This window comes from Helicobacter labacensis, assembly GCF_003660285.1.
Lineage (GTDB): Bacteria > Campylobacterota > Campylobacteria > Campylobacterales > Helicobacteraceae > Helicobacter > Helicobacter labacensis.
This window is the reverse complement of record NZ_QXQQ01000002.1, coordinates 68,381-89,221: the sequence shown is the minus strand read 5'-3', so window position 1 is coordinate 89,221 and position 20,841 is coordinate 68,381. Positions and strand designations below refer to the sequence as shown.

Genomic DNA, 20,841 nt, shown 5'->3' with positions numbered 1-20,841 from the left:
TAGCGCGTGGATTTTAAAGGTTTATTCCAACAGATCATAGACCTCTTTTCAAGGCTCAATAAAGCCCAAAAGATCACCATTGTGAGCGCTTTTGTGCTGGTGGTGGCTTTTTTGATCTTCTTGCTTGTCTACCCCACACGGGGCAAAGACGCGCTTTCAGACTATGGGGTGCTCTTTGAGGGCATGGACAATAGCGATAACGCGTTGGTGTTGCAGTATTTGCAACAAAAGCAAATCCCCTACAAGATTCCCAAAGACGATACAATCCTCATCCCCAAAGATCGCATTTATGAGGAACGAATCGCCCTAGCCTCTCAAGGGATTCCTAAAACCAGCAAGGTGGGTTATGAAATCTTTGACACCAAGGATTTTGGGGCGACTGATTTTGATCAAAATATCAAGTATGTGCGCGCCACTGAGGGAGAGTTGAGTCGCACTATTGAAAGCCTCACGCCTATAGATAGGGCTGATGTGCACATTGCCATCCCTAAAGATAGCGTCTTTGTGAGTAAGGAGATCCCCCCTAGTGCCTCGGTGATGCTCAAAATCAAGCCCAACATGCGTTTATTGCCCAAACAGATTGTGGGGATCAAGAACTTGATTGCCGCGTCCGTGCCTAAACTCACTCCGGAAAATGTCAAATTAGTCAATGAAAATGGCGAACCTTTGGGCGAGGATAATGAATTGGACAGCACGCGTGAGTTAGCCCAAGCCCAATTACACTACAAACAGAATTTTGAAAACCTATTAGAAAACAAGATCACCAATATCCTTACACCCATTGTGGGGGGGCGCGATAAGGTGGTGGCTAAGGTGAGCGCGGAATTTGACTTTAGCCAAAAGAAAAGCACCAAAGAAACCTTTGATCCTAACAATGTCGTGCGTAGCGAACAGAACATGGAGGAAAAAAGAGAGGGCTACCCTAAAAAGCAAGTGGGGGGGGTGCCCGGGGTGGTGAGCAATATCGGACCTGTTCAGGGTTTGGCTAACGATCAGCTCAGAGAGAAATACGAAAAATCCACCAACACCACTAATTACGAGGTTGGCAAGACGATTAGCGAGATCAAGGGAGAATTTGGGGTGTTGACGCGCTTGAACGCGGCGGTGGTGGTAGATGGGCGTTACAAGAAGGTGGATAAAGATGGGGTAGAAAGCATTGAGTATATCCCCTTGAGCGCAGAGGAGATGGATAAGATCAACGCGCTAGTCAAGCAAGCCATAGGCTATAACCAAAATCGTGGCGATGCGGTGGCGGTGAGCAATTTTGAATTTAACGCCAAAGCCACCAAGTACTTGCCTATGACCGCTTATGAGAAATTCGTCCACACCGCCGAACGCTATTTAGGACCTTTCTCTTCACTCTTTAAATACCTCATCATCGCTTTGGTGCTCTATGTGTTTTACAAGAAAGTCATCACCCCTTTCAGCCAGCGCATGCTAGAAATCCACCCCGATGAGGAGGAACAAGTGCAATCGCTTTTTGCCGTGGATGAGGACGATGATGAGGAAGTGGATCGGTTTGGAGAAATGCGTAAAAAGGTGGAAGATCAATTGGGCTTGAGCGCGAGCTTTGATGAAGAAGATGTGAAGTATGATATTATGCTAGAGAGGGTGCGGGGCGCACTCAAGGAAAAACCTGAAGAGGTGGCTTCTTTGTTTAAATTACTCATCAAGGATGAGGTGGCGATCACGAGCACGAAAGGAAACTAGATGGCAAAGCTAACTCCTAGACAAAAAACCCAACTAGACGAATTTACCATGTCTGAAAAGTTGGCGATCTTACTCATGCAAGTGGGGGAGGAAGCCACAGCGGGCATTTTGCGCCATTTAGATGTGGATTCGATCACCGAGATTAGCAAGCAGATCGTGCAATTAGACGGGACGGATAAGGCTGTGGGGGCGGCGGTGCTCGAGGAATTTTTTGCGATCTTGCAATCTAACCAATACATCAATAGCGGGGGGTTGGAATACGCGCGTGAGCTCTTAGTCAAAGCCTTGGGTCCCGAGCAAGCCAAGGTGATTTTAGAAAAACTCAGCCGTTCTTTACAAACCCAAAAGAATTTCGCCTACTTGGGGCGTATTAAGCCCCAACAGCTTGCCGACTTCATCATCAACGAACACCCTCAGACCATCGCCTTGATTCTAGCCCACATGGAATCCCCCAATGCAGCTGAAACCTTGAGTTTCTTCCCTGATGACATGAAAGCGGAGGTGAGCATTAGAATGGCGAGTTTGGGGGATATTTCTCCCCAAGTGGTCAAACGCGTTTCCACAGTGTTAGAGAACAAATTAGAAGCCCTCACTAGCTACAAAGTAGAGGTGGGAGGTTTGCGCGCGGTGGCTGAAATTTTCAACAGATTGGGGCAAAAAGCGGCTAAAACCACTCTAGCGCGCATTGAAAACATTGATGCCAAATTGGCTAATGACATCAAAGAGATGATGTTTACTTTTGAAGACATCTCTGGCTTGGATAATTTTGCGATCCGTGAAATCCTCAAGGTTGCCGACAAAAAAGACCTCACCTTAGCGCTCAAAACCTCTACGGAGGAGCTCAAAGCCAAATTCCTAAGCAACATGAGTAGCCGGGCTAGCGAACAATTCATCGAAGAGATGGCTTATTTGGGCGCGGTTAAAATCAAGGATGTGGAATCCGCCCAGCGTAAGATCATTGAGATCGTGCAATCCTTAGCCGAAAAAGGCGTGATCCAAATGGGCGGTGAGGAAGACATCGTTGAATAATTTTGGCGAAGAGAATTTGATCGCTAAGGACGATCTTAGCAAGCACACCATCGCGCGCTATGAATTCAAATCCATCGCCGATTTAGCCCCTGAGCCCGAACCTGAAAAGCCTGCCCCCCAACGCGCCCCCCAGCCTGAACCCCCCGAACCTGTCTTGACCCGTTCGATCCAGCTAGAAAACGAATTGATCGAATGCTTATTGAAAAAGACCGATGAGCTCTCTAGCCACTTGGCTAAGTTGCAAATGCAATTTGAAAAAAGCCAAGAAGAAAACCAAACCCTTTTGCAACAAGCCCGCGAGGATAGCTATAAATTGGGCTTTAAAGAGGGTGAGGAAAAAGCCCGCAACGATCTGAGCGCGAGCGTGGATGCAGAAAAAAAGCATCTCTTGCAATCTCTAAGCGCGATCGACCAGCAGATGCAACAATCCCAAGCCCATTTAGAAACCTTAGAAAAGGAGCTCAGTAGCATCGCTGTGGAGATCGCTAAAGAAGTCATTATCAAAGAAGTAGAGGAAAAGAGCCAAGAAGTCGCTCTAGCCCTAGCTAAACAACTCTTGCAAAATATCATGGACGCGACTGACATTTGCGTGAAAGTCAATACCCTAGACTACCCCTTTTTATCCCAACACCTCAAAGACATGCCTAAAATCAAGCTAGAACCCAATGATGCCATCGCTAAGGGTGGGGTGTTAATCAGTAGTAGCCATGGCAATATTGATGGGAGTTTGATGTCCCGTTACAAGAATCTCAAAGAGAGTGTCTTAGACAATTTGAAGGTATAAGATGGAAGCGCTCAGGGAGTTGGAAGTTTACGGGCAGACAAGCGCGCATTTACAGAAAGTTTGCGCGCTACTAAGAGAAAGGATTTTGGAGGTTGTGAGCGCTAAGGGTGGGCATTTGAGCTCGTCTTTAGGGGCTATTGAGTTGATCGTGGGTTTGCACAGTGTCTTTGATAAGAATAAGCATCCCTTGATCTTTGACACCAGCCACCAAGCCTACGCGCACAAACTCTTAACAGGGCGTTTTGAAACCTTTTGCACCCTGCGCCAGCTTGGTGGCTTGAGCGGGTTTTGTTGCCCTAGCGAGTCGGTTTATGACTACTTTGTAGCCGGACATAGCTCGACGGCGCTCTCTGTGGGGGTGGGGGTGGCTAAAGCCTACGCGCTTAAAGGGATTGGCGATGTGCCTGTAGCAGTGGTGGGGGATGGGAGTTTGAGCGCGGGCTTGGCTTATGAAGCCTTGAACGAATTGGGGGATCGCAAATACCCCCTAGTGATTTTACTCAACGACAATGAAATGAGCATTGCCAAGCCCATTGGGGCGATCAGCAATGCCCTATCCCAACTTATGGCAGGACCTCTTTACCAGTCCCTGCGCGATAAGATCAAGGCGATTTTAAAATCCATGCCTGAGGGGGTGAGCTATTTGGCAAACCGCTTTGAAGAATCTTTCAAACTCATCACCCCCGGGATTTTATTTGAGGAGTTGGGGATTAGCTACATGGGTCCCATAGATGGGCATGACATAGAAGCCATTATCCAAGCCCTTAAATTGGCTAAAGAAACCAAGGGACCCTTGTTAATCCACGCCCAAACCACTAAGGGCAAGGGCTACAAGATTGCCGAAGGACCTTATGAAAAATGGCATGGCGTGGGACCCTTTGATCTAGCCACTGGTTTACCCACAAGCGCTAAAGATCGCAACAAACCCCTAAGCCCCACAGAGGTCTACTCCCAAACCCTCTTAGACTACGCTACTAAGGATGTTAAAATCGTGGGCGTAACCGCGGCGATGCCCGGGGGCACGGGGTTAGGTAAGCTCATTGAAGCCTATCCGGATCGCTTTTGGGATGTGGGAATCGCCGAACAGCACGCGGTAACCTCCATGGCTGCTCTAGCTAAGGAGGGATTTAAACCTTTCGTGAGTGTTTACTCCACCTTTTTACAGCGCGCCTTTGATCAGATTGTGCATGACACAGCGATCATGACTTTACCTGTGAAATTTGCCATCGATCGAGCCGGGATTGTGGGCGAAGATGGGGAAACCCATCAAGGTTTGCTAGACATCGCCTATTTGCGCCCCATCCCTAATATGACCTTGCTAGCCCCTAGAGATAACGCCACTTTGAAGCAGGCGATCGCCTTTGCTCGAGATCATGCCAGCGGACCCTGCGCCTTTAGATACCCACGGGGGGGGTGGCTATTGCCTGAGGGGGTGTTTGAAGCTGTGCCCTATGAGCATGCCAAGAGCGTGCTATTAAAAGAAGGGCAGGAGGTGCTCTTTGTGGGCTATGGCAATGGGGTGGGGCGGGCTTACCAAACCCTGGAGATTCTTAAGGATTTACAAATCGCGCTCTTGGATTTATGCTTTTTAAAACCCCTAGACACCCACTTAAAAGACATTTTACCCCGCTATGCGCGCATTTATGTCTTTAGCGATTCCTACCAAATCAATGGGGTGGGGAGCGCACTATTAGAATACCTAGCACAAATAGATCACTCTCCCAAACTCAAGAGTTTTGAACTGCCCGATCTCTTCATCAGGCATGGCAACACGGCTTTAGTGGAGAAAAGTTTAAAGCTAGACCCCCCCAGCCTAGCCCAAAGAGTGTTAGAGGATTTAAGCATTTAAAGCGTTTTGTGGCGATCTTTTTAGGGTGTTGTCAATGGCGCGCGTTAAGAGAAAATTAGCTAACATGCGCGCGATGGCGAGACTTGAATTTGATAACTTATTATTTTTAGCCCCTTTGGCAGGTTATACCGATCTGCCTTTTAGGAGTGTGGTGAAACGCTTTGGGGTGGATGTAACGGTGAGCGAGATGATAAGCTCCCATGCGCTGGTGTATGCCTTTGAGAAAAACGCCAAGATGCTGGAGAAATCCCCCGATGAAAATCCCTTTAGTGTGCAAATCGCAGGCTCTAAGGTGGAGATCGTGCAAAGGGCGGTGGAATTGCTCAATGCCATAGAGGGGATCGATATTTTGGATTTTAATTGCGGTTGCCCCGCCCCTAAGGTAGCCAACCATGGCAATGGAAGTGGCTTACTCAAGGATTTAAACCACCTAGTTAAGCTCTTGAGGGTGGTGCGCACACACACCAATAAGCCCTACACCAGTGTAAAAGTGCGTTTGGGTTTTGAGCGCAAAATCCCAGAAGAGATCGCGCACGCGCTCAATGATGCGCCGGTGGATTTTGTAGTGGTGCATGCGCGCACGCGTGCCGATCGCTACAAGAAAGAGAGGATTGACTATGAGAGTGTGCGCTTGATGCGCCAGATTTTAAACAAACCCTTGGTCGTCAATGGCGAGATTGACAGCGTGCAGAAGGCTAAACAGGTGCGCGCTTACACAGGGGCGCAAGGAGTGATGATTGGGCGTGCCAGTTTAGTTAAACCTTGGATCTTCTGGCAGATCAAGCATGATACGCAAGAGTTACCCCCCGTGCTTAAAAAAGACTTGGTTTTAGAACACTTTGATAAGATGGTGGATTTTTACGGGGCTAGGGGTGTGGTGATGTTTCGCAAAAATTTACATGCCTATGCTAAAGGACATGTGGGCGCGAGCGCATTTAAAGAGTGTGTCAATTGCATGGGTGATCCGCTAGTCGCACGCGCCCAAGTCGAAGAATTTTTCAGCCACGCGCAAGTCTTGCACGATCTCCCCCAGATTATCTCCTTAAACAACCAGAGTTGTTAATGCGCTTAGCCGTTGCGATCTTCTTAGCCACGCAGGTGTTAGGAGCGGTAAAAAACCATGTCTATACGGGGGTGCGCCTAGGATCAGCCCAGGGGTCTTCTAGCACTTTTAGCCAGCAAGTGAGCATGCATAACCCTAGTGTCATGCCCAATGGCGCGCCTGTATGCCCCCAAAATCTCTGTCAAGGCGATTTGCTAAAGGGCACTTACGGCACGGATAAAAACGCGAATTTTGCCTTTACCTACACTTTGGGCGATGAAATCTTCTTTGACAAATTTGCCATTAGCGGGTTGCGTGTCTATGGCACGCTAGAGTATGTCAGTGCTAATTTAGGCAGATTGACCAGTATCGCCAACCAGGGGGGGCAAAACTACAACCCCAAATACATCAAAGCCATTGACCCTTCTACAGGGGGGGTGATCCCCCAAAGTATTAGCCATGGCAATGTACCCAGTGGGTTTAAAAATGTGGGGGGGGATTTAGCCGTGCCAAGTGGCTATAGCTCGCCCTGCGCGCCCTTGAGCGCTAATAACCCCTTGGGTATTTGCCCCACGCCCAACCCCCAGAGTAGTCTTTTAGGGCACAGCGCGCATGCCTTGAGTTTTGGGTTTAATGTAGATATGTTTTTAAATCTCCCATTGGATTTTTGGATCAAGAAAATTTACTCCAAGATGTTCTTTTTCAAGGTGGGCTTGTTTGTGGGCGGAGGTGTGGAGTATACGATGTTTTGGAGCGATCGCTTTGTCAACCAAGTCCTAGGGCGTAAGACGCGCTTTTTTGCGGCCGGGAGTGGCTTTTTTGTCAATGTGGGGACACAGATGTATGTGGGCGAGCACAACCGCGTGATCGTGGGGTGGAAATTCCCCTATTACAAGCTCAGTGCGCAAAATTGGTATAATTATGGCAACAGCAATGTGGGCACCCAGCAAACTCTCAAACAAAGTCTTAGCATCGTGCCCCATAGTGAGTTTTATGTGGGCTATGCCTATTTATTTTAAACATACACGAAAAATTTTTTAGCTTGACTTTTTATTACAAAATCAATACAATCAACACCCTTTACACTACACTAAAGGCTTGGTATGGGCGAAGGTTTTTCTGTTAAACTCATTGGGGAGTATGTGGATATTGGGGTGTTTAGCGTGTTAGGGCTGATGGGCTTTTTAGCACTTTGGTTCACCATTGAACGCATTATCTTTTACGCGCGCCTTGATTTCAAACTTTATGACGATCCCGATAGATTGGATCTAGACCTGACGAAGAATCTCACCATGCTTTACATCATCTTTTCTAACGCCCCTTATGTGGGGTTATTGGGCACTATTTTAGGGGTGATGGTAACTTTCTACGACATGAGCACTAGCGCGACTGGGCTGGACGCTAAGGCGATCACCTTAGGGCTCTCTTTAGCCCTGAAGGCAACCGCCTTTGGTTTGGTGGTCGCTATCCCCACCTTGATGGTTTACAATATGTTCTTGCGCAAAGTAGATGTTCTCTCTGAACAATTCAAATTGAGTCGTAAGGCGTAACGATGAAAGTTAGACTACGCCGGGGAGATGGTCTGAATATTGTGCCTTTCATTGATGTAATGTTGGTATTGCTGGCTTTAGTCTTAAGCGTGTCCACTTTCATTGCGGAAGGTAAGATCAAGGTCAATCTTCCCAGCGCGGCTAGCGCGCAAAAAATGGAGCAACCCGAAAAGAAAGTTACGATCGTGGTGGATAAATCCGATGGAATTTATGTCAACGACAAGCCCCAAAGTTTAGACGATCTCAAAGCCTTGATCGCCAAAACCGATCCTAAAACCCTCGTGGATCTGCGTAGCGACAAAGACTCCAAATTTGGCACTTTTGTTGAGATCATGGACATTCTCAAAGCCCAAAACCATGAAAACTTCTCCATCTCTACAGAAACAAAGTAGATTTTCTACGGGGGTGAGTTTCGCGATCACAGCGGTGATCTACGCCGTGGGATTGTGGATAGCCTTTGCTAGCTATGAAAAAGTGGAGAGTCTAGCCCAATCAGGCACCAAGACTCTCACCATGAGTTTAGCCAGCATCAACACCCACTCCAACCAGCTCCAGCACGCCCAACAAGCCCCCCAAACTCCCCCCCAAGAAAAACCTAAAGAGAAACCCAAAGAAGAGCCCAAAACCCACCACAATGTCCACCACAAAATCCAGCATAAGCCCAAGCCTGAGCCTAAACCTAAACCTAAACCTAAACCAGAGCCTAAGCCAACCCCAAAACCTGAGCCTAAGCCCAAACCAGAGGTAAAACCAGAGCCCAAACCAGAACCTGCTAAACCGGCTAAAGAAGAGGCTAACAAGCCTAGCGAACCCACGCCCAAACAGCAAAAACGCGAGGAATCCAACCAGAAATCTGAGGGGGCGCAAGCCAGCGCGCAAGCCTACAACCCCGGGGTGAGCAATGAATTTTTGATGAAGATCCAAATGGCGATTTCTTCAAAAAATAGATACCCTAGAATGGCGATGGTGCGTGGGATTGAGGGGGAAGTTTTGGTGGAGTTTACTCTCAATGCCGATGGTAGCACCACAGACATCAGGGTGGCTAAGAGTTCAGGCTCAGAGATTCTCAACCGCGCAGCGGTGCAGGCAGTAAAAGAAGCAGCTAGACTCTTCCCCACCCCCAAACAAACCGTGCATTTGAAAATCCCCATTGCCTACACGATCAAAGAAGAATGAGCAGGCGCGCTGGTTACGCGCCACTTTGGAGGGGCTTTGAGCTATCCCCCCAAAAGCATAGTATTAAACTTTTTCATGTAAAATCGCCTTTTGCAATAATTTAAGCAGGAGTGATGATGGCGGAGATGAATCGGCGCGACTTTTTGAGCATGGCACTAGCTGGGGTAGCGGGCGCAGGTGCGCTAGCTAGCTTGGTGGCTATGAAAAAGACTTGGGACCCCTTGCCTAGCGTGGTATCCGCAGGTTTTACTAGCGTGGATGTGAGCAATATGAAAGATGGGGAGTTTTCTAGTGTGGAGTGGCGGGGTAAACCGGTCTACATCATCAAAAAAGACCCTAAGGATGCCTTCGATCCCAAGCGCGATTTTAAGATTCAAGGCGGGGTGTTCACTGTGGGGGTGCAATTGCACCCATTTGGGTTGTATTCCTAATTTTGAATCCATCCAAAAAGGTTTTTTATGCCCCTGCCATGGCGGGCGTTTTACCAGCAATGGGGTGAATATCCCGGGCACCCCTCCGCCTCGCCCCTTTGAGATCCCCCCCTTTAAACTTGAGGGCTCTAAGATCACCTTTGGCGAAGTGGGTCCAGAGTATAAAAACATGGTCGCGCACGCATAAAGGATAGAGAATGGCAGAAATCAAAAAAGCAACGGGGGTTGTGGACTGGCTAGATCAACGCTTAGGGGTGAAGAAACTCACCAGAGTATTGGCGACAGAGTATTGGATTCCCAAAAACATTAACTTTTTGTGGGCGATGGGGGTGATCTTGCTCACCCTCTTTGGTTTGTTGGTCATCTCAGGTATTTTCCTCTTAATGTATTATAAGCCCGATGCCAAATTGGCTTATGACAGCGTGAATTTTACCATCATGCAAGAGGTCGCCTATGGCTGGCTTTGGCGACACATCCACGCTACGGCTGCGAGCATGATCTTTGTGATCCTCTATATCCATATGTTTGTGGCAATCTACTATGGCTCTTATAAAAAGGGTCGTGAGATGATTTGGATTAGCGGGATGCTCTTGTTTGTGATCTTTAGTGCAGAAGCCTTTAGCGGTTATATGTTGCCTTGGGGGCAAATGAGCTACTGGGCAGCCTCAGTCATCACGGAGTTATTTGGCAAAATCCCGGTCATTGGTCCTGATCTGTTGGTGTGGATTCGGGGTAATTATGTCGTAGCAGACGCGACACTCACGCGCTTTTTTATGTTGCATGTCTTTTTATTGCCTGTGGTGATCTTAACCATCGTGGGCATGCACTTTTATTCTTTGCGTATCCCCCATGTCAATAACCAAGAGGGCGAAGTGTTGGACTTTGAAGCCGAAGAAAAGAAGTTTAAAGAGGGTAAAAAGAAAGAATCTAAGGTCATCCCCTTTTGGCCCGTCTTTCTCTCTAAAGATATTTTTGTGGTGTGCGCCTTCATGGTCTTTTTCTTTTACTTGGTGTGCTACCATTACGAATTTGCTATGGATCCTATTAACTTTGAGCGCGCCAATAGCCTTAAAACTCCGCACCATATTTACCCCGAGTGGTATTTTCTATGGAGTTATGAGGTCTTACGGGGCTTCTTTTTCAATGGCAATTTAGGCTTAGTCGCCTTTGGGATCGCCCAAGTGATCTTCTTTTTATTGCCCTTTTTGGATAATAGCCCGGTAGTCAAACCTGCCCACCAACGCAAAGCCTTCCAAATTTGGTTTTGGGTGCTCGTGGTGGATATGGTGGTGCTCACCATCTATGGCAAATTGCCCCCTGTAGGGAATAATAAATATGTGGGCTTTGTGGCTTCAATCATCTTTTTAGCCCTCTTTTTTGTGGTCTTGCCCCTCATTGCGCGCGCTGAGAAGAAAGGGGGCGCACAATGAAAGAGCTTAAAATCCTAGCGATTTTGATCGTGGTGATTGGGGTGCTTTACTGGGGGGTAGAACCCTATGCGCATAGCGTGATGGAGCCCAAAGTGCCCCCGGCTGACTTTGCTTTCAAGGATTTAAAGCCTATTGATCTGAGTAAGGGCGATGCGACTAAGGGTAAGGATTTAGTTGCCCAAAATTGCACCGCTTGCCATAGCCTTGAGAGCCAAAAAATCCCCGCTCCCATGGACCATGCTAGTGCTGGGGCGAGCTTTGGGGTCGTGCCTCCCGATCTCTCCCATGTGGGTGCTGTGCTCAACCCCCAATTCTTAGCCCACTTCATCAAAGACCCCGTAAAAACAGCTAAACTTGCTCACAAATACAAGGACGATAACCCCTATCCCATGCCCGCTTTTGCCCAATTTAGCGATCAAGATTTATCCGACATTGTGGCTTACCTAGTTTCTATCGCGCCTAAAAAGCTAGAAGATAAAGAAGTCTTTGCCCAAGCCTGCCAGCGTTGCCATAGCATTACATACGACAAAGAACACGCGCTCAGCGATCCTAAAGACTTGCACCGCTATTTAGGCGCGGAAGTGCCCGATCTCTCCATGATGATTCGCTCACTAGGGCGTGAAAAACTAGAAGTCTTTATCAACGATCCTCAAAAACTCTTGCCCGGGACAGCCATGCCTAGAGTGGGGCTCAATAAAGAATCTCAAGAACAGATCATCCATTACCTAGAAAAAGTGGGGGATAGCAAGAAACACCAACGCGATGCGCTAGGTATTAAGATCATGGTCTTCTTTGCGGTAATGACCTTGCTTGCCTATGTGTGGAAACAAAAGGTGTGGAGAGAAGTTCATTAGCAAACAAGGGGGGTTAGCGCGCAACGCGCGCTAGAAATTTTCTAGCCATGTTTTAATGTAATTTTGCAGATCGCTTACACCCACGCGATCTTTATGTATAAGAGGCTTACTTAAAAGCTCTTGCACTCTAGCAGGGGGCATAATCCCCTCTTTAGCTAAAACTTGCAGAGCTTCTTGATCGTCTTTGGCTTGTTTGCCTAGAGCTAGGGCAGTGGTGTGGGCAAACTTACTCCAAGAGGCGGTAGAGACCACCACACAGGGCAGGCGACTCTCAAGGTGTTCATAGGCATAAAGCGCGGTAGCGGTGTGGGGGTCTATTAAATAGTGCTGATCGCAATAGGTGCGCGCGATAGTATCTAAGCAATGCGTGTCATCACAGCTAAACGCCTCAAAATGCGCGCGTAAGCTTTGTAATTCGCTAGAAGTGAGGGCGTAGTATTTTTGATCTTGGAGTGCTTGCATGCACTCCTGTGTGCGCTCAGAGCCAAAGAGGGCAAAAAGTAGGCGTTCAATATTGGAGCTTTTAAGAATATCCATCGCTGGAGAGGGGGTTTTGAGCAAACTACGGGTGCGTAGGTCATAAACTCCCGTGTTAAAAAACTCCGTGAGGACATCATTAGCATTAGACACCACGCTAATTTTTTCCACAGGTAAGCCCATCGCTTTAGCATAGAACGCGCCTAGGGCATTGCCAAAATTTCCACTAGGGATCATAATTTTAATGGGATCGCCATACTGGATCGCTCCAGCGCGCACCAAATCCAAATACCCCCAAATGTGATAGACCATCTGGAAGATAATGCGTCCAAAGTTGATCGAATTAGCCACACTCAAATGCAAATCTTTTTGGGCTAAATGTGTTTGAAAGTCCTCATCATGCAAGAGGGTTTTAAGCGCGCTTTGCGCGTCATCAAAATTTCCCTCTAGCCCAACTACCTTGAGATTGGGCGCATCTATTGTTTGCATTTGCAGGGCTTGGATTAAACTCGTGCCTTGAGCGGGGTAAAGACAAAAGACATAGGTATTAGGCAGATTAGCAAAGCTAGCTAGAGTAGCTGGACCGGTATCCCCGCTAGTAGCCACCATGATCAAATACTTTTCTTGGCGTGCTTTGGCTAACTCTGAGAGCAACACCCCAAAGGGTTGGAGTGCCATATCCTTAAAGGCTAGAGTGGGACCATGAAAGAGTTCTTGGACATAGAGGGAGGGACTCAAGGCATGCAGGGGGGCAATAGCCTCAAACTTGGAGTAACGCTCAAGGGCGCGATCTAAGAGAGCGGGGTTGAGATTGAGCTCTAGGGCTTTAAAGAGAGTTTGGGTGGCTTGGGCGTAACTCAAGGGCAGGTAGGTAGAAAAATCCACTTGGGGGAGGTTTTGAGGCACGCACAAGCCTTGACAACTAGGATCGAGCAGAGCGCGCTCAAAACCCCCTATGGCTGTGCCACTTCTACTATCTAGCAGTAATACCATTGGTGATCCTTAAGAGTTGGGGATTTATTGGCAAGATTTTAGTATAATGCGCCTTTATTTTTAGCCTATGGAGGCCCGCTTTGCCGCCCAAGAACGCTTCTAGTTCGCCCGCACCCGTCAAGTTGCGCCGTGTGGGGCTTTTTGAAACCAACACTAATACCCAAAGTCTCTCTGTGCGGGGGTTATTAGAGGGGATCAATGACATGGGCGAATTTATCATTAAGATGAAAAAGCATGTCAAAATGGGTGAAAAGCCAGAAGTCGATTGGATCATCGACACCATTTGCGATCACAGGGGAGATAAGCTTTTGCATAACAAAGGCATCGCTTCCTGCCCACATTGCATGTGGAATTTACACTTGAGTAGTTTGAGTTATGACAATGGACGCAAAAAACAACCCCTCAAATACCGCATTGAGGGGCGCACTCTTCAGATTGAAACCTCTACAGATTTAGCTAACCCCTACCAATCCAGTTTTAAAGGGGATTTTAAAATCCGCTATCTTAACCATGCCTGTTTGTATATTGAAGCAGGCGGGATCAAATTCATCACCGATCCATGGCTGCTAGGTCCTGCCTTTTTGGGGGCGGGTTATTTAGAGAAAGCCAGCTGTAAAGAGGCGTTGTATTGCTTGGTGCATGCGGATTTTATTTTTATCTCCTCTAATCGCTCTAGCTGTTTGCATCCCCAAACTTTAGCGTTTGCTCCCAGAAGTAAGCCCTTTATTGTGGGCAATTTTGCCTCCAAGAGTGTAGAGCGCGCGCTAAAAAACTTAGGCTTTTCTAATATTTTTCCTTTGGAGTTTCAAGAAATCTACGAGTTTAGCTCGTTTTTCCAATTCAGTGTTTTTAAAGCCGGTGATGACTCTGAGGATAGTGGGCTTTACTTGTGTCTTTGCGGGCATGATGTGCTCATTAACCCCTATGCTAACTACATCAACCGCTTCAATCTACCCAGTGGGCTAACCTTACTGTGCACTGCCTTTTTTGGGGAAACTTCGGGTTTTCCCTTTTGTGTGGATAATTACAGCGGGCAAGAGAAAAAAGCCCTGCATAATGCCCACCTAGAGGGGCAAAAACAGCAATTAGAAAAGCTTATCCATTTGACCAACCCCGCTTATGTGATGCCCATTGCTACTCCCTATTTACAGGAGAGTAGTCGAGATGCCATCATCAAGCGCATCAACACCCATAACGATATATCAGAGTGCAGTAAGATTTGCGATCTCTACAGCCGCACACACAGAGAAAACCCGGTCAAATGTTTGCCCCCTAATGACGCGCTCACCTTAGAATTTAAAACCGCCGACTTGGTGCAGTGGCAAGAAGAAATCCACACCCTTAAAAAAGACTTGCCCGCTAAATACACGCAATTTTACGCCAAGACTTTCAGCTATGATCCCCATAAACTCATGGGTTTTCTCAAACTCTCTGCCTATAAAGCCTACCAAATTGTGAGTTTCATCCCCACTAACGACAATTTTGACAAAGTAGTCGCACCCATTGTAGAGGCCAATTTTGTTACGCAAAGTTTCAAGATTGTAGAAGAGAAGGCACTCATCTCTGTCCAGCAGGGTTATCGTGTGATGCAACTGCGCGTGCGCCAAGAAATTTTAGCCTGCATCGTGGAAAACCATCTCCCTTTTGAAGAGATGTTACGGGGTTTTCACTGCCGTATCAAGCGCAACCCTAACGCCTATGAAGCTAGTTTCTGGTATCACTTCAGCCATCTTTACAGCTCCCCTAAAGCCTATAGCCTGAAACTAGATTGATGCCCCATGCTTGGTGCTAAGAGTCCGCCCTTGCCGGGTTCTTGGGTGCTGGCGCGCTAGGCGCGCCCAAGAGGTTTAAGAAGTTTTAACGCAGAGTAGCGCGCTTTTGTCAAAGTGGGGGGTGTTGAGAGTGGGGGGTTTTTTGAAGACCTGTTTTTGGCTCACACTCTCTTGGATGCGTGCCAACGCGTCTTTAATGTCTTCCAAGCCCTCTTGCAAACACGCGCGCATACCCTCTAGCCCCTTGGAAGCTAGCACCTCTAGGGGGTTTTGGATCTCTAGGTGCAAAGACTCTTGGGAATCTAAACTAATTTGCAAGCCCACACCAAAGAGTTCCTTATCTTGAAAACGCGCCTTGGCGATCACTTCCTGCATAGAAGTGCGCGCATCCGCCTCTAGTTTAAGCAAGTTTTGGCAGGCAATCTGCAAGGTCTGTAACACCCCAATACTCTCATTCAAACCCTTGATCTCGTGGTTGAAATGCTTGATTTTGCTAGTTTTTTGCTGGGTGTCTAGGATTCCCAAATCCGCGGGATCAATCGCCCCCAAGTGCTTTTTAAAGATTTCTAGCATATTCTCTCTCATGTCCATCCTTATAGCAAGATAGAAAAACCAAGCATTTTTTATTCCCTCCTTTTGGATCAATCCGCGGGCTTTTTAGATATAATGGCACTTCAGCTATCCTTCATCCAAGAGAGAGTTAATGAGAGTACTATTATTGTGTCTGGCGTTTGTGTTGCCTTGTTTGGCGCAAGCGGAAAAATCCGTGCATGTCATTAAAAAAGTGGGGGATCAAAAAGGTCCCACTTTGTTGCTCATGGGCGGGATTCAGGGCGATGAACCCGGGGGATTTAACACCACTAATATTTTTTTAACCCACTACAAGATTTTATCTGGCTCTGTGTGGGTAGTGCCCGTGTTGAACCGCTATTCTATGCTGTTGAACCACCGGGGAGTTTATGGGGATTTGAATCGTAAATTTGCCTATTTAAATCCCAAGGATCCCGAATACCCCCTCATCCAATCTATCAAGCACACCATCACTGCCCCCGATGTGAATGTGGTGTTGCATTTACATGATGGGAGTGGCTTTTATCGCCCCCATTATGAAAGTGCATTACTCAACCCTAGGCGCTGGGGCAATTCCTTCATCATCGATCAAAACAACTTAGCCCACACCACCTTTGGCGATCTCAAACATATTTCAGCCAAGACAACAGAGCACATCAACGCCCACCTCCTCAAACCCCTACACCGCTACCATATCCACAACACCCACACGGCAAGGGGAGACAAAGAAATGGAAAAGGCTTTGACTTACTTTGCGATCAAGCATGACAAACCCGCCTTTGCCAATGAGGCGAGCAAGGAACTCACTCTAGCCCAACGCGTCTACTACCACCTATTGGCTATAGAGGGTGTCCTAGAGGAGTTAGGGATTCGCTACAGCAAAGATTTCGCGCTCACTCCTTTGGCGATTTATCGCCTCATCAACGATCAAAAACTCCAAGTAACTTTGAATCACAACACCACTCTTCCCCTCTATGGCTTGCGCGATCACTTACATTTTTTTCCCTTCCCCAAAAACGCGCCTGTGAGTCAAATCCCCCTAGATTCACAAAGCTATATTTTAGGTCTTTTGCCCCGTAAAAACCAAATTTGGCTCAAATACGGCAACAAGCTCATGACACGATTTATGCCCGAATACATGCCCTTTGATCACAGCCTTAAAGACATCAATATGGAGATTGACAATGAGGTTAAAACGATCGCTCTAGCCAGCATTGTCAATGTCAAGGGGAGTTTTAAGGTGCTACCTAAAAAGGGCTACCGGGTCAATGTCATTGGGTTTTCTCTTAAAAATGAGGGGAATAAACCCAATGAAGTGGGGGTGAAGATCGCCCATAAAAATCTCTTAGCGCGTTTTTCAGTAGATAGAAAGGGGCGCATTTATCGCGTAGAAGTCTATAAAGGCAACGCCTTTTGTGGCATGATCTTGGTGCGCTTTGTGTAGATGATCTCTAGTTTAGGGATTTTACGCGCGCTCAAAGCTCTCAATTTACTTAAAAACGCCCCGCCCCTGTGGTGGCCCCATGCCGGGAGTTTTGAGGTGGTGGTGGGGGCGATCTTAACCCAGCGCACGCGCTGGGAGAGGGCGCGCTTAAGCTTAGAAAATCTTAAAAAATCCCAACTTTTAAGCCTAGAAAATCTCGCCCAAATCTCCCCTCAAGAGTTAGCCCCCTTCATTGCCCCTAGCGGATTTTACCGCCAAAAAGCGCGCTATTTGATCGCCTTGAGTTGCCATATCCTGCAAGACTTTAAAGACTTTGCCAACTTTCAAGCCCAAGTGAGCCGAGATTGGCTTTTGACCCAAAAGGGAATCGGTTTTGAGAGTGCTGATAGCATTTTAAATTACGCCTGTTTGCGCCCCGTGCTGGTGGTGGATGCATACACCTACCAGCTCTTAGCCTCTTTAGGACTAGAATTAGAGGATTACCACGCCATGCAAGAGTTTTTCATGCAAGGCTTGCAAGAAAATTTAGAAAACACTCTAGCCCTCTATGACCACCAACTGCCTTTAGCCAGCATTTACGCGCGTTTGCATGGCAAGATTGTGGAGTGCATGCGCGCTAAAATTGCGCTTAAACCCCTTTTAAAGGATTGTGATGATCTTTATTGACGCGTGTTTTAGGCGAGCAACCCCCTATACCCCCATTTGGATGATGCGCCAAGCGGGGCGTTATTTACGCGAATACCAAGAGGTGCGCCAAAAAGCTAAAAACTTCTTAGATCTCTGCGCTAATGTAAAGCTTGCTAGCGAGGTAACCCTCCAACCCATAGAAATCTTAGATGTGGATGCGGCTATTCTCTTTAGCGATATTTTGCTCTTGCCTTATGCTATGGGGCTACCCCTAGAGTTTCTCCCTAATGTGGGTCCTAAATTCACCCACACCATCACCAGTTTAGAGGACATCCAAGCCCTAAAACCACAAGCTCACCAACAATTAGACTATGTCTATGAGATTGTCTCTAGCGTGCGCGCACAATTAGACAAATCTAAGGCACTCATTGGCTTTAGTGGCGCGCCTTGGACTTTAGCCACTTATATGATCGAGGGGCAGGGGAGCAAGACTTACCAGCACTCTAAAAAGTTACTCTATAGCCAGCCTGAAGTGTTACACGCCTTGCTAGATAAGCTCACTACAGAACTCATCGCCTATTTGTCCAAACAAGCAGAGGCGGGAGCGGATGCCTTGATGATCTTTGATTCTTGGGCAGGCGCGCTAGAATTAGAGGCGTATTTAACTTTTGGCTGGAATTACATTCAAAAAATCACCCGCGCGCTCAAAGCCAAGCACCCTAATATCCCCCTGATTGTCTTTCCTAAGGGCGTGGGGGCGTATTTAGCGCATTTGAACGGGGATTTTGAGGTCTTTGGCTGTGATTGGGGCACGCCCTTAGCTATGGCTAAAGAGATTTTAGGCGATCGCTATGTTTTGCAAGGCAATTTAGAACCCGCAAGACTGTATAGCCAAGTAGCAATGGCTGAGGGGGTGGAGCGCATTTTAAAAGTGATGGGGGAGTTGGGTTTTATCTTTAATTTGGGGCATGGCATGATTGCAGATTTGCCCCGCGCGCACGCTTTAGAATTAGTGCGCTTAGTGCGCCAAAAAACCCAGTTTAAGGGGTGATTGATGGGGCTTTGTAAATTTTGTAACCGCCCAGCAGGGTTTTTGCGCAAGCAACATAAAGAGTGTTTGCAAAAACACACACAGGCACAAGAGCAGATCCAACTAGCCATCCAAGAAGCCTACCAACAGCATAATCGCCCCCCAAGAGTTAGAAACTTTAAGCAACTCTTTAAGCCAACACGCCACAAGCGCGTTTATTGACTCGTCCCTGCAAAGAGATTTGATCGCTAAAGGGGTGGGGCACGCCATTGAGAAAGCCTTAGAAGATGGTCTTTTAAGTGTGGATGAGGAAAAGGATTAGGGCTCTCATTGCCTTTTTTCAACTCTCACAAGAGATATTAGACAAGTGGGGATACTATAGACGACTCACGCAAGCCCATATCTTGCGCCAAGTGATGGAGGGGGTACTACCCCAATGCCTTAACTTGATGGGCGACCCCCTGCCCTTTGTGTTCCAAAAGGGCGAAAAACTCCTTTGGGTAGAACAGGGCGTGGCGTATTATGAAACCAAAACGACAAGCCGCTATGTGGGAGGTTCGCAGGGGGTGAGCGTGCGCATTATGAAGGGGGTGTATTACCGCGTGGGGGCTTTTAAGGGGCGCAGAATCCAAGAGGATCAATTACAATACATTGACACGGGGGTGTTGGCTATCACCACCAAGCATTTGTATTTTGCTGGCAAGGCTAAGAGTGTGCGCCTCCCACTTGCTAAACTCATCTCCATTGCGCCCTATGAGGATGGCATTAGCGTGCATAAAGATGGCGCAAGCGCTAAACCCCAAGTCTTTTACAATGGGGATAGCTGGTTTTTATACAACCTACTCACCAATCTTAATAATTTGGGCTAGACTCCTGCTAACTTCATGTATCTGAGTTTAGGTTCTCACCGTTTTCACTTTCATGCCTTTTTTAGGCGCGCGCTAGACAAAAATTTTGAGAGAACCTATGCCAATGAATAGATTCATGAGCTTAAAAAAGTAACACTCTAGCAATCGTGATTTTAAAAGCCCCCACATAAGCTCATTGCAGAGTCCTTGTAACACATCTTGTAAGCCCAAGAAAGATGTCGGAAGAAAATAAAAGATTTAGGGCAAGTTTACCAGCAAGCCTCAAGAGTGAGTATAAGACAAAACCAACGCGCCCGCTAAAATGCCAAAGAGAGCCACAAAGACCCACTCAGGAGGATAACACCACCCCTTGCCCTTAGCTTATCCCACCTGCCTAAAAGTTGTAAACATAATTCACAAAGACAGAAACATTGCGCTTATAGCTGATATTGAGGCTTTGTGCCCCTCTCGTGCCATTGAGGTAGCTATTCAGGCTCAAAGGGATGCGTAGCCCCACTTCAAACCCATTGTGCTTGCTGACATTGCTACGAAAACCTATATTCAAAGGGATTTGGAAGTAGGTTGTGTGTTGGCTCACATGGTAGCCCTGAACTCTCATAAAGTTAGCTAGGGCTTGGTAGGCTTTGGCATCTTTAAGCAACCATGTGCTACCTGCCAACATGAAGCCCACAAACACCCCTGTGGTGTAGTGCCCCTTCGCGTTTTCATAAAAGTTATAAAGCGCATCCATCCCAGCCCCATAAACCATATTGCTTAAAGCTGTGTTGTACGCATTTGTGAGTGTGCCATATTGGTAGCTAAAGCTTCCATAGTAGCGCAAGCCAAAGCGTTTTTTCTTGCCAAAGAAGTGTTTATAACCCAGTTGTGCGTTCACCCCATACAAATTCCCACTGGTGTGCCCACTTTGCATAGCCGCAATGCTAGAGGGCGTGAGCGCTAACAAACTTGGGTGGTCTTTGGCGTAGGCTTTGAGCTTGGTTTGTGTGGCGTGCAGGTAAGCTAAGAGAGTGCCTAAGTCTTGGATCGCCCTGCCCTTGGCTTGACGATTTTGTGGGTTCAAACTCTCCTTGGATACTTCCGCAAACAGCCCGTCTATTTTTTGGGTTAACGAGGTGTTTAAGAGGGTGTTTAGCAAGCCTTGTTGCGCTTGCGCCACTTGGGCGATGAGTTGTTCTAGTCTAGTTTGCAAGCCAGCTAAATCGTA

Annotated in this window: 20 protein-coding genes and 1 pseudogene; 18 read left to right on the top strand and 3 right to left on the bottom strand. The window is 47.4% G+C overall.

Features of this window, described 5'->3' with window-relative positions; all coding sequences use genetic code 11:
• Nucleotides 1–6: 6 nt before the first annotated feature.
• The 12 genes and pseudogenes from fliF to EAO33_RS01375 all read left to right on the top strand — a co-directional run bounded on the left by fliF (nt 7) and on the right by EAO33_RS01375 (nt 11,855).
• Nucleotides 7–1,710 carry a flagellar basal-body MS-ring/collar protein FliF gene (fliF, locus tag EAO33_RS01430; RefSeq protein ID WP_120944286.1) on the top strand — a complete coding sequence of 568 codons (1,704 nt, stop codon included), beginning with the start codon at nt 7–9 and terminating at the stop codon, nt 1,708–1,710.
• Nucleotides 1,711–2,739 carry a flagellar motor switch protein FliG gene (fliG, locus tag EAO33_RS01425; RefSeq protein WP_120944284.1) on the top strand — a complete coding sequence of 343 codons (1,029 nt, stop codon included), beginning with the start codon at nt 1,711–1,713 and terminating at the stop codon, nt 2,737–2,739.
• Nucleotides 2,732–3,523 carry a flagellar assembly protein FliH gene (gene fliH, locus EAO33_RS01420; RefSeq protein ID WP_120944282.1) on the top strand — a complete coding sequence of 264 codons (792 nt, stop codon included), beginning with the start codon at nt 2,732–2,734 and terminating at the stop codon, nt 3,521–3,523. Before fliG ends, fliH begins: the two co-directional genes overlap by 8 nt.
• 1 nt (nt 3,524) lies before the next feature.
• Entirely contained in the window at nt 3,525–5,372 is a 1,848-nt protein-coding gene (dxs, locus tag EAO33_RS01415; RefSeq protein WP_120944280.1) for a 1-deoxy-D-xylulose-5-phosphate synthase, read from the top strand.
• 73 nt (nt 5,373–5,445) lie between these two features.
• Complete coding sequence (locus EAO33_RS01410; protein ID WP_205589477.1) at nt 5,446–6,435, top strand: tRNA dihydrouridine synthase; 990 nt, start codon at nt 5,446–5,448, stop codon at nt 6,433–6,435.
• A complete protein-coding gene (locus tag EAO33_RS01405; RefSeq protein ID WP_120944343.1) occupies nt 6,435–7,433 on the top strand; it encodes an outer membrane beta-barrel protein in 999 nt (332 codons plus the stop codon). Before EAO33_RS01410 ends, EAO33_RS01405 begins: the two co-directional genes overlap by 1 nt.
• 84 nt (nt 7,434–7,517) lie before the next feature.
• On the top strand, nt 7,518–7,964 hold the full coding sequence (gene exbB / locus EAO33_RS01400) for a TonB-system energizer ExbB (protein WP_120944276.1): 447 nt from the start codon (nt 7,518–7,520) through the stop codon (nt 7,962–7,964).
• A 2-nt stretch (nt 7,965–7,966) separates the two neighbouring features.
• Nucleotides 7,967–8,356 (top strand): TonB system transport protein ExbD, encoded by a 390-nt coding sequence (gene exbD, locus EAO33_RS01395; RefSeq protein ID WP_120944274.1) that lies wholly within the window; start codon nt 7,967–7,969, stop codon nt 8,354–8,356.
• On the top strand, nt 8,322–9,140 hold the full coding sequence (locus EAO33_RS01390; protein ID WP_120944272.1) for an energy transducer TonB: 819 nt from the start codon (nt 8,322–8,324) through the stop codon (nt 9,138–9,140). The genes exbD and EAO33_RS01390 overlap by 35 nt, the downstream gene beginning before the upstream one ends.
• A 116-nt stretch (nt 9,141–9,256) precedes the next feature.
• Nucleotides 9,257–9,758 (top strand): annotated as a pseudogene (gene petA, locus EAO33_RS01385) (ubiquinol-cytochrome c reductase iron-sulfur subunit).
• Between the two features lie 10 nt (nt 9,759–9,768).
• Entirely contained in the window at nt 9,769–11,001 is a 1,233-nt protein-coding gene (locus EAO33_RS01380; RefSeq protein WP_120944270.1) for a cytochrome b, read from the top strand.
• Nucleotides 10,998–11,855, top strand: coding sequence for a c-type cytochrome (locus EAO33_RS01375; RefSeq protein ID WP_120944268.1), 858 nt, complete (start codon nt 10,998–11,000; stop codon nt 11,853–11,855). The genes EAO33_RS01380 and EAO33_RS01375 overlap by 4 nt, the downstream gene beginning before the upstream one ends.
• Before the next feature lie 30 nt (nt 11,856–11,885).
• Here EAO33_RS01375 and thrC read toward each other — a convergent pair whose 3' ends face one another.
• Nucleotides 11,886–13,325, bottom strand: a complete 1,440-nt coding sequence (thrC, locus tag EAO33_RS01370; RefSeq protein WP_120944266.1) for a threonine synthase — start codon at nt 13,323–13,325, stop codon at nt 11,886–11,888.
• Nucleotides 13,326–13,405: 80 nt separating this feature from the next.
• Between thrC and EAO33_RS01365 the strand changes: the two genes are divergently transcribed.
• The gene (locus tag EAO33_RS01365) at nt 13,406–15,097 is read left to right on the top strand and encodes an MBL fold metallo-hydrolase (protein WP_120944264.1); all 1,692 of its coding nucleotides are present in this window, start codon (nt 13,406–13,408) and stop codon (nt 15,095–15,097) included.
• A 75-nt stretch (nt 15,098–15,172) separates the two neighbouring features.
• Here the strand turns inward: EAO33_RS01365 and EAO33_RS01360 are convergent, their stop codons facing one another.
• The gene (locus tag EAO33_RS01360; RefSeq protein WP_205589474.1) at nt 15,173–15,682 is read right to left on the bottom strand and encodes a flagellar FLiS export co-chaperone; all 510 of its coding nucleotides are present in this window, start codon (nt 15,680–15,682) and stop codon (nt 15,173–15,175) included.
• Nucleotides 15,683–15,800: 118 nt separating this feature from the next.
• Here EAO33_RS01360 and EAO33_RS01355 point away from each other — a divergent pair, with 118 nt between their 5' ends.
• The 5 genes from EAO33_RS01355 (at nt 15,801) to EAO33_RS01335 (ending at nt 19,637) form a co-directional block, all read left to right on the top strand.
• Nucleotides 15,801–17,111: a M99 family carboxypeptidase catalytic domain-containing protein gene (locus EAO33_RS01355; protein WP_120944262.1), complete on the top strand. Its 1,311-nt coding sequence runs from the start codon at nt 15,801–15,803 to the stop codon at nt 17,109–17,111.
• A complete protein-coding gene (locus tag EAO33_RS01350) occupies nt 17,112–17,777 on the top strand; it encodes a 3-methyladenine DNA glycosylase (protein ID WP_120944259.1) in 666 nt (221 codons plus the stop codon). It abuts the gene before it with no gap.
• The gene (gene hemE / locus EAO33_RS01345) at nt 17,764–18,789 is read left to right on the top strand and encodes a uroporphyrinogen decarboxylase (RefSeq protein WP_120944257.1); all 1,026 of its coding nucleotides are present in this window, start codon (nt 17,764–17,766) and stop codon (nt 18,787–18,789) included. The genes EAO33_RS01350 and hemE overlap by 14 nt, the downstream gene beginning before the upstream one ends.
• Before the next feature lie 3 nt (nt 18,790–18,792).
• Nucleotides 18,793–18,990 carry a hypothetical protein gene (locus tag EAO33_RS01340; RefSeq protein WP_120944255.1) on the top strand — a complete coding sequence of 66 codons (198 nt, stop codon included), beginning with the start codon at nt 18,793–18,795 and terminating at the stop codon, nt 18,988–18,990.
• An 83-nt stretch (nt 18,991–19,073) separates the two neighbouring features.
• The gene (locus EAO33_RS01335) at nt 19,074–19,637 is read left to right on the top strand and encodes a hypothetical protein (protein WP_120944253.1); all 564 of its coding nucleotides are present in this window, start codon (nt 19,074–19,076) and stop codon (nt 19,635–19,637) included.
• A gap of 373 nt (nt 19,638–20,010) precedes the next feature.
• Here EAO33_RS01335 and EAO33_RS01330 read toward each other — a convergent pair whose 3' ends face one another.
• The gene (locus EAO33_RS01330; protein ID WP_162982159.1) at nt 20,011–20,826 is read right to left on the bottom strand and encodes an outer membrane protein; all 816 of its coding nucleotides are present in this window, start codon (nt 20,824–20,826) and stop codon (nt 20,011–20,013) included.
• Between the last annotated feature and the right edge of the window lie 15 nt (nt 20,827–20,841).

Excerpts from the sequence above, each read along its gene's own strand:
- EAO33_RS01375 (WP_120944268.1), top strand. The coding sequence starts at position 10,998 with ATGAAAGAGCTTAAAATCCTAGCGATTTTGATCGTGGTGATTGGGGTG.
- EAO33_RS01335 (WP_120944253.1), top strand. The coding sequence starts at position 19,074 with ATGAGGAAAAGGATTAGGGCTCTCATTGCCTTTTTTCAACTCTCACAA.
- EAO33_RS01380 (WP_120944270.1), top strand. The coding sequence starts at position 9,769 with ATGGCAGAAATCAAAAAAGCAACGGGGGTTGTGGACTGGCTAGATCAA.
- EAO33_RS01405 (WP_120944343.1), top strand. The coding sequence starts at position 6,435 with ATGCGCTTAGCCGTTGCGATCTTCTTAGCCACGCAGGTGTTAGGAGCG.
- EAO33_RS01350 (WP_120944259.1), top strand. The coding sequence starts at position 17,112 with ATGATCTCTAGTTTAGGGATTTTACGCGCGCTCAAAGCTCTCAATTTA.
- EAO33_RS01410 (WP_205589477.1), top strand. The coding sequence starts at position 5,446 with ATGGCGAGACTTGAATTTGATAACTTATTATTTTTAGCCCCTTTGGCA.
- hemE (WP_120944257.1), top strand. The coding sequence starts at position 17,764 with ATGATCTTTATTGACGCGTGTTTTAGGCGAGCAACCCCCTATACCCCC.
- EAO33_RS01340 (WP_120944255.1), top strand. The coding sequence starts at position 18,793 with ATGGGGCTTTGTAAATTTTGTAACCGCCCAGCAGGGTTTTTGCGCAAG.
- dxs (WP_120944280.1), top strand. The coding sequence starts at position 3,525 with ATGGAAGCGCTCAGGGAGTTGGAAGTTTACGGGCAGACAAGCGCGCAT.
- exbB (WP_120944276.1), top strand. The coding sequence starts at position 7,518 with ATGGGCGAAGGTTTTTCTGTTAAACTCATTGGGGAGTATGTGGATATT.
- thrC (WP_120944266.1), bottom strand. The coding sequence starts at position 13,325 with ATGGTATTACTGCTAGATAGTAGAAGTGGCACAGCCATAGGGGGTTTT.
- EAO33_RS01360 (WP_205589474.1), bottom strand. The coding sequence starts at position 15,682 with ATGAGAGAGAATATGCTAGAAATCTTTAAAAAGCACTTGGGGGCGATT.
- EAO33_RS01355 (WP_120944262.1), top strand. The coding sequence starts at position 15,801 with ATGAGAGTACTATTATTGTGTCTGGCGTTTGTGTTGCCTTGTTTGGCG.
- EAO33_RS01390 (WP_120944272.1), top strand. The coding sequence starts at position 8,322 with ATGAAAACTTCTCCATCTCTACAGAAACAAAGTAGATTTTCTACGGGG.
- exbD (WP_120944274.1), top strand. The coding sequence starts at position 7,967 with ATGAAAGTTAGACTACGCCGGGGAGATGGTCTGAATATTGTGCCTTTC.
- fliG (WP_120944284.1), top strand. The coding sequence starts at position 1,711 with ATGGCAAAGCTAACTCCTAGACAAAAAACCCAACTAGACGAATTTACC.